Here is a 9568-nt window from a genome sequence, read left to right on the forward strand (position 1 = left end):
AAAGGATGAGCATGGAAGACAAATTTCATCTGGATTGTATTTCTACTCAATAATTTCAGAATCTGGATCAAGAGAATTCAAAAAGTTTTTAGTACTTGATTAATTAAAAATTTACTTATAAATTGTATTTAAAAAAAAATTATGTAAACTTTTCAAATAAAATAAATAAATGAAGCGCAAATAAAAAATAAATGAGTCATATATGACTCAGCAGCTTGCTTACAAACCCTGGTTCATGAGAATTGGGGTTTGTACTATATGTTAGGATTTTATCGTTATGTTTATAGAGATTTGTATCTCAGGTTCAATTATGCATAAATGTGCTTCAAATAGTTGAATATTTGGTAAACTTTTTGATAAAAAGATGAGAAGAGATGACTGGGGTCTATATATTCTACCAACTTCACCAATTTCTTGATATTTTGAACAAGAGCTGTCATCAAACATTGTTCTTCAACTTTGCTTTTTCCTCTAAACCTGGCATACCGATAACCATGAAGCTGCTTCGCATCTGCAAAGCTTCGCTCAACCGTCTCTGACCGCCTTCGTTTTATATATTTTCCTCTCTCGGTATATCTGTTCGAATTAATACGGTCATGATCATCTCCCCAGACATGACGGGTAATCACTTTCTGATGGTTACGACTTTGAGTACATTGTAGTAGTTTAGGACAATTGCTACATATCTTAGGATCAGAGCTGTATTCACGATATCCACTTCGATTGGTTGTGCGATACCTTAAAACGTTACCTTCAGGACAAATATAACAGTCTTGTTCTTTGTCATATTTAAAACGATTCTTACGAAAACGACCCTTAAGACCTCCGGGACTTCTGTAACCTACTACGCCAAATATCTCTCGCTCTGCTAATCCATGACATATATCGGGTGTATTGTAACCTGCATCCAACCCTACTTCATTAACATCAAATCCAAACCTTTCCCTTTGAAAATCCAATCTCTCAAGATATACAAGACTATCATATATATTAGCTGGTGTCACATATACGTCGGTAATCATGTTGTGTGTGTTATCAGTCGTGCGATGATCAAGGTAGAAGAATCCTTGTGGCTTGCCATCACGATGCATAAATCCACTATCGGGATCAGTTTTACTCTCTTTGATCTCCTTCTTCTCTGAATCCGGTGATAGCTCCTTCTTCGATAATGGCTTCTTGCCATGATCGGCACGATCCTCTTCTATGCTTCTTTCCAAATCTTCCATGTACGCTTTCGTGTTCTTTGATACTACCTTCTTATTGAACTTATTCTTATTGGCATTGGCTTTCAAATGAGTAGAATCAGTGAAAAGCGTTGTACCTTCTATGAATCCTTTCTTCAAAGCAAGCAATACCACATCTTCAAACATCTCACGAAAGACATCACTCCCGTCAAAACGCCGACGCCGATTTTGACTGATCGTGCTGGAATGGGGTATCTTATCTTGCAGTCCATAACCTAAAAACCATCGGTAGGCTACATTTACTTGGATATCCTTAACCAACTGACGCTCTGATCGAATCCCAAAAAAATAACCTATGAAAAGCATTTTAAATAATATCACAGGATCAATAGCCGGTCGTCCATTATCCAGACAATATAATGGCTCCATACGGTCTCTTACAAAACTGAAATCAATATGCTTGGTTACTTTACGTAGAATATGATCCTCAGGAACCAGATTCTCTATACAAACAAACTCCATGGTGTTCTGTACTACCTCTGTGCGTTTTATCATTAGTATTATCACCTATCTTTTTAACGTAATATAAAGTGAATGTGATCGGAGTGTCAAATATGATCGTAGTATATATAATAAAACAAAGCCCTGAAATCATCAGGACTTTGTCAACAGTCTGATGAGTCATATATGACTCAGGAAAAATAATTCGTTACGAGAAGAGATTAAAATAAATCAAAACAATAACAAAAAAAACTAAATTTTAATGTTGGGTATTTTATAAAATTGAAATACGAACGAAGATTTCCTAAAATCGTGATATTTACATAACGTATACTATCAGATACAATGTCTGATAATGTATATTATGTAAACTTGAAGATATTTCGAGAATTGGTTTAAGGGTCGGGAGTTATGGGGACTTCTTCCCTATACGTAATTTCTTGACATATTAATCAAAGAAGTCTCTGTTCTATCAAACTATATGTATTAAGGAATATTCTATGAATAGTATGACTGGATTTGGAGTAGCGGAATATAACAAGAATGATATTTATCTTCGGGTGAGTTTAAAATCATTAAATGATAAATATCTCAATATACGAACAAAACTCCCTTATGAGTTCCCTGAATATTTATCGTATAAGATCGAACAGTTTATCCCAAAATTTATTAAAAGAGGTGGAATAAACGTAATCGTATCATTAAAAGATTCACGAAATAGTGTAGCAAATATTGATATGGAAGATGAAAATATAAAGAAATTACTTAAAACATTAGTTGAATTGAAGTCAAAAACGGGAATCGAGGCTGCTGTTTCATTATCCGATCTGATGACAATTCAAAAAATGGAAAGCTCCCTCATCGATCCATTTTATCTTAACGATGAATTCCAAAAACTGTTGTTTGATACACTGAATTCTGCCCTTGAACATCTGATAAAAGAGAGAAAGGCAGAAGGTAATCATTTAGAAGAATTTTTTATCACATCGATCAATCAGATCGAAGTATCTCTGAACACAATAGAACATTCTATTCCGGAATATTTACAGGAACTGAAAGTTAAAGTTCAGAATATTTGCAGAGATATTACAAGTGAGGATGATATAAATCTATCCAAATTCAATGAAGAGAAGCTTTTATCTGAAATCAACTATTACATTGATAAATCAGATATAACAGAAGAAATTGTACGTTTGAAGAGTCATTTGAAGAAATTGCGTAATCTAATTAACGTAAATGGCAAACCAATTGGACTTTCCATGTTATTCATGATACAGGAAATGCAGCGTGAGATCAGTACGATTTCGGCAAAATATCATAATGCAACAATATTTCCGGATATTATCAACATAAAAGAAGAGATCGAAAAATGCAAGGAGCAAGCGCTCAATGTCGAATAAAAAACCACTATATCATTGGATTTCATTTCCTTTTGTAGAAACTCCCCTATCGTCCGTACTTGTGATTGCTTTCTTTGCTCTTGTTGCCATATTTGTTCACTCGGTAACCATAAATTTTTTCTGGGTTTTGCTTTCACTTGTATTTCTCTTCTCGTCTCTTTTCTCATATTTTGTTCCAACATATTATGACTTGTATGATGACCATGTCTTTGTGAAAGTCCTGGTTTTTAAAAGACAAAGAAAATACAACGAATTCAAGTGCTTTTATGCAGATAAAAAAGGAGTAATGCTCGGTACTTTTAGCCGTCCTCGGGGCTTGGATAGATTTAGAGGTCAGTCTATACGATTTTCAAAAAATCAGGAAGAACGAGAAGAAATTATGGCATTTTTTAATGAAAAAATTGGAAATAAATATTAATGCCGCAAATAGATCTTGAGCAAGAGATAAAAGATTACATTAAACGTCATCCAGATAGGCAGTTGTCTGTCCCTAAGATCGCCAAGATATTCAACGTAAAAAAGAAAAATTACAGAAAAATCAAAAATATATTAAGGCACTTAGAGTCCGATGGTGTGCTGATTCGTCAGAAAAGAGCATATGGAGCACTATCAAAACGAAAAACATATATTGGGACCTTTGATGCATCTGCGCTTGCCAAGAACTATCCATTTGGTTTTGTCGAAACCGAACATGGAGATGTAAAAGTATATGAAGAGAATTGTCTTGATGCTTATCATCATGATATTGTCGAATATATTGTGCTGAAAGATTCAAAACAGGGACCTGTCGGGAAGATCGTAAAAGTAATTGAAAGAAAGAACAGTACACTCGTTGGTTCAGCTTTTAAGCAGGATGCACATGTATTCTTTGTATCTGATAATCCGAAAATCGATACTGAAGTCCAGCTTGTTGATGTCGGAGATTTCACGTTATTAACTGGCAAGAAGCTCGTAATCGAGATCACTGATTGGGGCAATCGATCTCAACAGATATTGCCACAAGGTAAAGTAATCGAAGTGTTGGGTTCACTTGAAGATCCAAATATCGATTATATAGCAATCGTAAAAGAGTATGGGCTTCCAACCACATTTTCAGATGAAGTCATGCAGGAAGTTCAGGCATTACCAGACACCATTTCTGCTGATGAAATTTCACGAAGAAAAGATTTTAGAAATCTCATTACATGTACGATAGATCCCAAAACCGCAAAAGATTTTGACGATGCCATCTCTTTTGAGAGGACCGAGAACGGAACCATAAAACTCTACGTTCATATTGCAGATGTATCTCACTATGTGAAAGCAGATTCGGAAATATTCAGGGCAGCGCTTGAAAGAGGGACAAGCATCTACCTTTTACAGAATGTTATCCCTATGCTTCCCTTTAAGTTAAGTAATGAACTATGCAGCCTGCAACCGGATGTTGACCGTTTAACAATGACAGTTATCATCGATTATGATAATAACTTCAAAGCGCTGGGTTCAAGTGTATACCCTTCGGTGATCCGAAGTGACCAGAGACTTTCATATGAACAGGTCGATGTACTTTTTGAACAGGGCGAAAATGCTGAGATAAAAGAGGAAGTGAAAGAGATCATATTAGCGATGCGACCATTAGCGAAGCGTCTCACCAAAGAACGATATGCAAGAGGAAGCCTTGATTTTGATCTGCCGGATTCGGAATTCATCTTTGATGAACAAGGTTGTCCTGTTGATATTCTGCGAACTCATCAAACGGAAAGCCATCTCCTTATTGAAGAGTTCATGCTTGCAGCAAATGAGTTGATGGCAAAGTTGATCGCACGTAAATGTAGTGCCGGTATTTTTAGGATCCATGAATCTCCAAGCCTGGATAAAATTGCAGAATTTGCTCGAACGATCAAAGCATACGGATTTCCTTTTAACATAAATCATAAAGATGTGAGCATGACCATTAAGCAATTTTTGCAATCTCTTAAGGACGAGAATCAGCATCGTGTGTATGATTACCTGCTTCTCAGAAGCTTAATGAAAGCGAAGTACTCATATCGGAATGTCGGGCATTTCGGGCTTGCATTGAAGTCCTATACTCACTTCACCTCCCCTATCCGCCGTTTCCCTGATCTCATTGTGCATCATCTTATAAAGCAGTATGTTTTTGAGTGGACGACTAAAAGATTTACACTGGGTGAAATAAAAATGTATGCCGATCATTCTTCTGAAATGGAAGTACGAGCAATGAATGCTGAGCGTAGTCTCGGTGAGTTGAAAAAGAATCGTTTCATGAGAGAGAATATGGGTAAGATTTTCGGAGCACTGATCGTGAATTTCAATAAAAGAAATATCTATGTAGAGCTGGATTCCTATCCAATTGAAGGATATATTCCTCTTTCTGCTCTTGGTCGTGATTTCTTTGAGTTTGATCCAAAACATTATATGGTCGTCGGTAAGAGGAGTAAACAGAGATTTGTGTTATGTCAGAAGCTTAAGGTTCGGGTGAAACGGATCATTCATGATATAGAATTTGAGATTGATGATGAGTGATAAACAGAAGCCGGAAGACAGAATACAGAATTCAGAAGATATTGTTGAATTGTGCAAAGCTCACAATACCATGCAATTCGAGGCAATTGTCGAGATACTTGATGAAAATAATATTCCCTACACCTATCGCAGAAAAGGACTTTCGTTAGGTACTTTTTTTGAATATTCGAGTAAAAAGAGTTACATTCAGATCTTGGTTTATGAAGAGGATAAAGAGAAAGCGTTCGAGCTCATCGAGCCTGTTTTGATAACGTTGTGAGAGAACAGGATATATACTCGTTCCTAAGTTGAAATTGGTAACGAGGTAATAATTCTATTTTTTTGCGTTATACATTACATACTATGGATCGACATTTTCTCAAGGTCTTCGATGGATTCAATAACAGCTTCAGAAAGCGTGGGATGTGCATATACAATTTTCACTGCATCTTCGATCGTCATGCCGCTTTGAACAATAATACCACCCTCAGCAATAAGTTCTGTCGCTTCCGGACCGATAATATGCATACCGATTATCTTCTTACTTTTGTTATCTGCAATGGTTTTTACAAAACCAAACGTTTCGCCTAATCCAAGCGCTTTTCCATTCGCAGAGAAGGGAAATTTCCCGATTAATATGTCCTTATATTTCTCTTTCGCCTGTACCTCAGTGAGCCCGACAGACCCGATCTCAGGATTTGTAAAAGTGCATCTTGGGATGTTTTCATAACAAAGTACATCGGTTTTTACGTCAGTTTTTTCGATCTTGTTTTTTATGATCTCCGCAGTAAGAAGTCCCTGCTTGCTAGCTGTATGTGCGAGCATCATTTTTGCAGTCACGTCCCCTATTGCAAAAAGATTTCTATTATTGGTTTCGAATCTATCATTAATGATGATTGCATTTCGTTCTATTGCGATATCAAAATTTTCGCACTTGATATCGATAACAGGCATTCTGCCGACACTCAGAAGAACTTTATCAGTTGCAATTTCTTTACCGCTTGAAAGATTAAGGACTAACTCACTATTTTCTTTTTTCCAGGCTTCAACAGCAGTGTTGAGATGTATTTTGATTCCTGATTTCTTCAAAGCCATTGCAAGCCGTTTTGAGATCTCCTCATCTTCAGTACTGATAAGCTGTGGAAGGAATTCAACGATCTGTACTTCCACACCAAGTTGAGCAAAAATAGAAGCAAACTCACAACCAATTACACCGCCACCTACAATGCTGAGCCGCTTCGGGAGTTGCTGCAGTTTCAAAATATCTTTTGATGAGAGTATATTCGTTCCATCGATCTTGAACGTTGGAAGTTCCTTTGGTTTTGAACCGGTAGCAATGATCACAAACGATACGTGTGTTGAGCTGTTTTCAGTCGATATACTATAGGAATCACCTTTCTTCTCAATTGACGTAACAGTGTCCTTAATGACGTGTATTTGCCTTTTTTTAAACAGGAACTCGAGTCCGGAAACCAGTTTCTCTACAACCTGGTTCTTTCGCTCGTATATCTTTTCATAATCTAATGACGGATTTTCAAGTGCGAGACCGAATTCTTCTACATGATGGAGCTCGGAGAACAGGTCGGCAACTTTTACCAGAGCTTTGGTGGGGATGCATCCCCAGTTAAGACACACTCCTCCAAGACGGTCTTTCTCAAACACAACTGCGTCTATTCCATATTGCTGAAGCCGAATTGCTGCTGCATATCCCCCTGGTCCTCCACCGATGATAGCAACTGAATGTTCTTCCATTCTATTTTCTATCCTTTAAATAATTTTGTGCATATTGCGCATAATGGTCTGCAGCAACGCTGATTTTTTTATATTGTTCTTCAGGAACTTCCCGCTTAATCTTTGCAGGTGTACCGATTATAAGTGAATGAGGAGGGGCATTAAAACCTTCTAGGACGACGGCTCCTGCACCAACGATCGAGCCCTCACCGATCACAGCACCATCCCAGATGATAGCTCCACTCCCGATCAAACAGTTATCCTCGATAGTGCACCCGTGCAAAATGACATTATGTCCCACGATGACATTCTTTCCAATATTTAAAGGAGCTGTATGTGTTGTTACATGCAGAACGCAATTGTCCTGTATGTTGGTATTATTTCCTATTTTAATATAGTTCACATCTCCACGCACAACAGCATTGAACCATACGCTTACATTATCTCCAAGTGTCACATCTCCGATTACCTTAGCACCCTCTGCGATGAATACTTCTTTCCCGACTTGAGGTTTTTTTCCTAAATATTCTAGAATCATATATCATTCTCCATTATTTATTTACATATCCAAAGGCATAGCCGCCTTTTCTAATACTTTCTACATATCTGTTATCATCAACAGGAATTGATATCAGATGCTGCAAAGATTCATCCTTATTTTGCCAGGAGTACTTTACCTCCCCGACAAAAATAGTGTGATCTCCACTTCGAACCTGCGTAATCGTTTTGCACTCGAAGTTTGCTACTGCATCAGCGAGAAGAGGAATTTTCGTCAATTTTCCTATACGTGTTTTAATGTTGAATTCTCTAATCTTATCGATATCTCGTCCTGAAGTCAAACCGCATTGCATAGTTTGTTCTGCCATCTCGACTGATGGGATTGCAAGAACGAAATTACGATTTTCTGATAAAATTTCATGTGAAAACCGCGTTAACCCAACTGAGATAGCATACATTGGTGGCTTGATCGAAGTTCTCATAAACCACCCAAGCGTGATGATGTTTGCCGGTCCATCCTTAGATTTTGAAACAGCCAGAGCAAGTCCAGCAGGTCGGCTGATTCTTTTTACGACATCAGCATAATTGCTTTGTATCATAATAATCCTTTCTTCTTTCTGAGAAAGAGTTCAGTTGCGACAAGAAATATCGCAATCACTGCAAGATACCATTTTTTCCATAATTCGATATCACGTGTTGTTTTTATAACCATATTCTTACGTACAATTTCAAGGAGATGAGTAAGATCCGAATTCTCAACAATCATTTTGCCCTTAGTTTTTGATGCGATATATTGCAAATATGCTGTCTGAATTCCCTGTGTGCTCTGTTCCAAAGTTCGTTCTTCAATAAGAAAACTACCGGTATCTTTGAAAATTTTTCTGCCTAAGATCGCTTCTGCAAAGAAGGTATATTTTCCAGAAGCCAGATCACGAAATTCAATGGAATAATGATTATCCTTTTCGATCAAGAATTTTTCTTGAACCAGTGAATCATCACGATATATACTGATCTTTATATCCTGATTTTTCACAAGATTCATTTTTTCATCAAAGATATGTGCAGAAAACTCTACCGTCTCGCCTTCCATGTAACTCAACTTTTCAGACGAACACATAAATTTCTGGGAAACATCTGTATTTAAGAGCCATTGTCCTATATTGATAAAGAATTGGTCAAACCATGGCTTTTTTATGTCTTCCCACATTTTCCAACGGTAAAAATCATATCCCGAAAAGTACAGCACGTGACCCTGCAGATAGCTTGAAAATACAATGACTGGATTTTCAGATACAATATCAGCACGTGCAAGGACTTCAGTTCTCGGTTTGCTTTCATAGAAATATGTAGTAATTGGGGGCAGTGAATTCCAGAATGATTCGGGGGACACATCTCGATTCATAGAAAAGGTCTGATAATTCTGCATGGCTGCAGTGGGCATGATAACGGTCTGGACAGTCTGTTTATATCTTGATTCCTTTATCGGCAGGATGTGACTCAACGACGGATCGATCTTTCCAAGATACAGTATGTTTCCACCTCGTGAAACAAAGGTCTCGATAGATTGAACAACTGATTGTGTGTCGAAATTGAAGGTCTCAGGATTATGGAGAATCAGTACATCAGAATCTGCAATTTTTTCTTCAAGACTAACTTTGTTATTACCGAGAAAATATCCTTCTTCTTTTCGTGCGATCAGCGAAGTTTCAAACCGGTCATTTTTCTTCAAAACCCTATGAACAAAGGTTATAT

The 9568-nt window shown here is 37.2% G+C and carries 8 protein-coding genes and 1 pseudogene; 4 read left to right on the forward strand and 5 right to left on the reverse strand.

Annotation, left to right across the window (positions count from 1 at the left end; translation table 11 throughout):
• Positions 1-407 precede the first annotated feature (407 nt).
• Positions 408-1739 (reverse strand): annotated as a pseudogene (locus JW794_09340) (IS1182 family transposase).
• A 446-nt stretch (positions 1740-2185) separates the two neighbouring features.
• Here JW794_09340 and JW794_09345 point away from each other — a divergent pair.
• From JW794_09345 to JW794_09360, 4 genes are read left to right on the forward strand one after another with little or no spacing between them, the layout of a single operon-like run.
• Complete coding sequence (locus tag JW794_09345; protein MBN2018315.1) at positions 2186-3085, forward strand: DUF1732 domain-containing protein; 900 nt, start codon at positions 2186-2188, stop codon at positions 3083-3085.
• Positions 3075-3503, forward strand: a complete 429-nt coding sequence (locus JW794_09350; GenBank protein MBN2018316.1) for a hypothetical protein — start codon at positions 3075-3077, stop codon at positions 3501-3503. Before JW794_09345 ends, JW794_09350 begins: the two co-directional genes overlap by 11 nt.
• A complete protein-coding gene (gene rnr, locus JW794_09355) occupies positions 3503-5608 on the forward strand; it encodes a ribonuclease R (GenBank protein MBN2018317.1) in 2106 nt (701 codons plus the stop codon). The genes JW794_09350 and rnr overlap by 1 nt, the downstream gene beginning before the upstream one ends.
• Complete coding sequence (locus JW794_09360; protein ID MBN2018318.1) at positions 5601-5867, forward strand: DUF2007 domain-containing protein; 267 nt, start codon at positions 5601-5603, stop codon at positions 5865-5867. Before rnr ends, JW794_09360 begins: the two co-directional genes overlap by 8 nt.
• Positions 5868-5941: 74 nt before the next feature.
• Here the strand turns inward: JW794_09360 and lpdA are convergent, their stop codons facing one another.
• The 4 genes from lpdA to JW794_09380 all read right to left on the reverse strand — a co-directional run.
• On the reverse strand, positions 5942-7339 hold the full coding sequence (gene lpdA / locus JW794_09365) for a dihydrolipoyl dehydrogenase (GenBank protein MBN2018319.1): 1398 nt from the start codon (positions 7337-7339) through the stop codon (positions 5942-5944).
• A gap of 1 nt (position 7340) precedes the next feature.
• Complete coding sequence (locus tag JW794_09370) at positions 7341-7856, reverse strand: gamma carbonic anhydrase family protein (protein MBN2018320.1); 516 nt, start codon at positions 7854-7856, stop codon at positions 7341-7343.
• A gap of 13 nt (positions 7857-7869) precedes the next feature.
• Positions 7870-8415, reverse strand: a complete 546-nt coding sequence (locus JW794_09375; GenBank protein ID MBN2018321.1) for a flavin reductase family protein — start codon at positions 8413-8415, stop codon at positions 7870-7872.
• Positions 8412-9568, reverse strand: a 1157-nt coding sequence (locus JW794_09380; protein ID MBN2018322.1) for a hypothetical protein, incomplete at its 5' end; no start/stop codon positions are given. The genes JW794_09375 and JW794_09380, both read right to left, overlap by 4 nt.

The sequence above is a fragment of the Candidatus Cloacimonadota bacterium genome, assembly GCA_016932035.1.
Classification (GTDB): Bacteria; Cloacimonadota; Cloacimonadia; order JGIOTU-2; family JGIOTU-2; genus Celaenobacter.

Excerpts from the sequence above, each read along its gene's own strand:
- JW794_09350 (MBN2018316.1), top strand. The coding sequence starts at position 3,075 with ATGTCGAATAAAAAACCACTATATCATTGGATTTCATTTCCTTTTGTA.
- JW794_09370 (MBN2018320.1), bottom strand. The coding sequence starts at position 7,856 with ATGATTCTAGAATATTTAGGAAAAAAACCTCAAGTCGGGAAAGAAGTA.
- JW794_09360 (MBN2018318.1), top strand. The coding sequence starts at position 5,601 with ATGAGTGATAAACAGAAGCCGGAAGACAGAATACAGAATTCAGAAGAT.
- rnr (MBN2018317.1), top strand. The coding sequence starts at position 3,503 with ATGCCGCAAATAGATCTTGAGCAAGAGATAAAAGATTACATTAAACGT.
- JW794_09375 (MBN2018321.1), bottom strand. The coding sequence starts at position 8,415 with ATGATACAAAGCAATTATGCTGATGTCGTAAAAAGAATCAGCCGACCT.
- lpdA (MBN2018319.1), bottom strand. The coding sequence starts at position 7,339 with ATGGAAGAACATTCAGTTGCTATCATCGGTGGAGGACCAGGGGGATAT.
- JW794_09345 (MBN2018315.1), top strand. The coding sequence starts at position 2,186 with ATGAATAGTATGACTGGATTTGGAGTAGCGGAATATAACAAGAATGAT.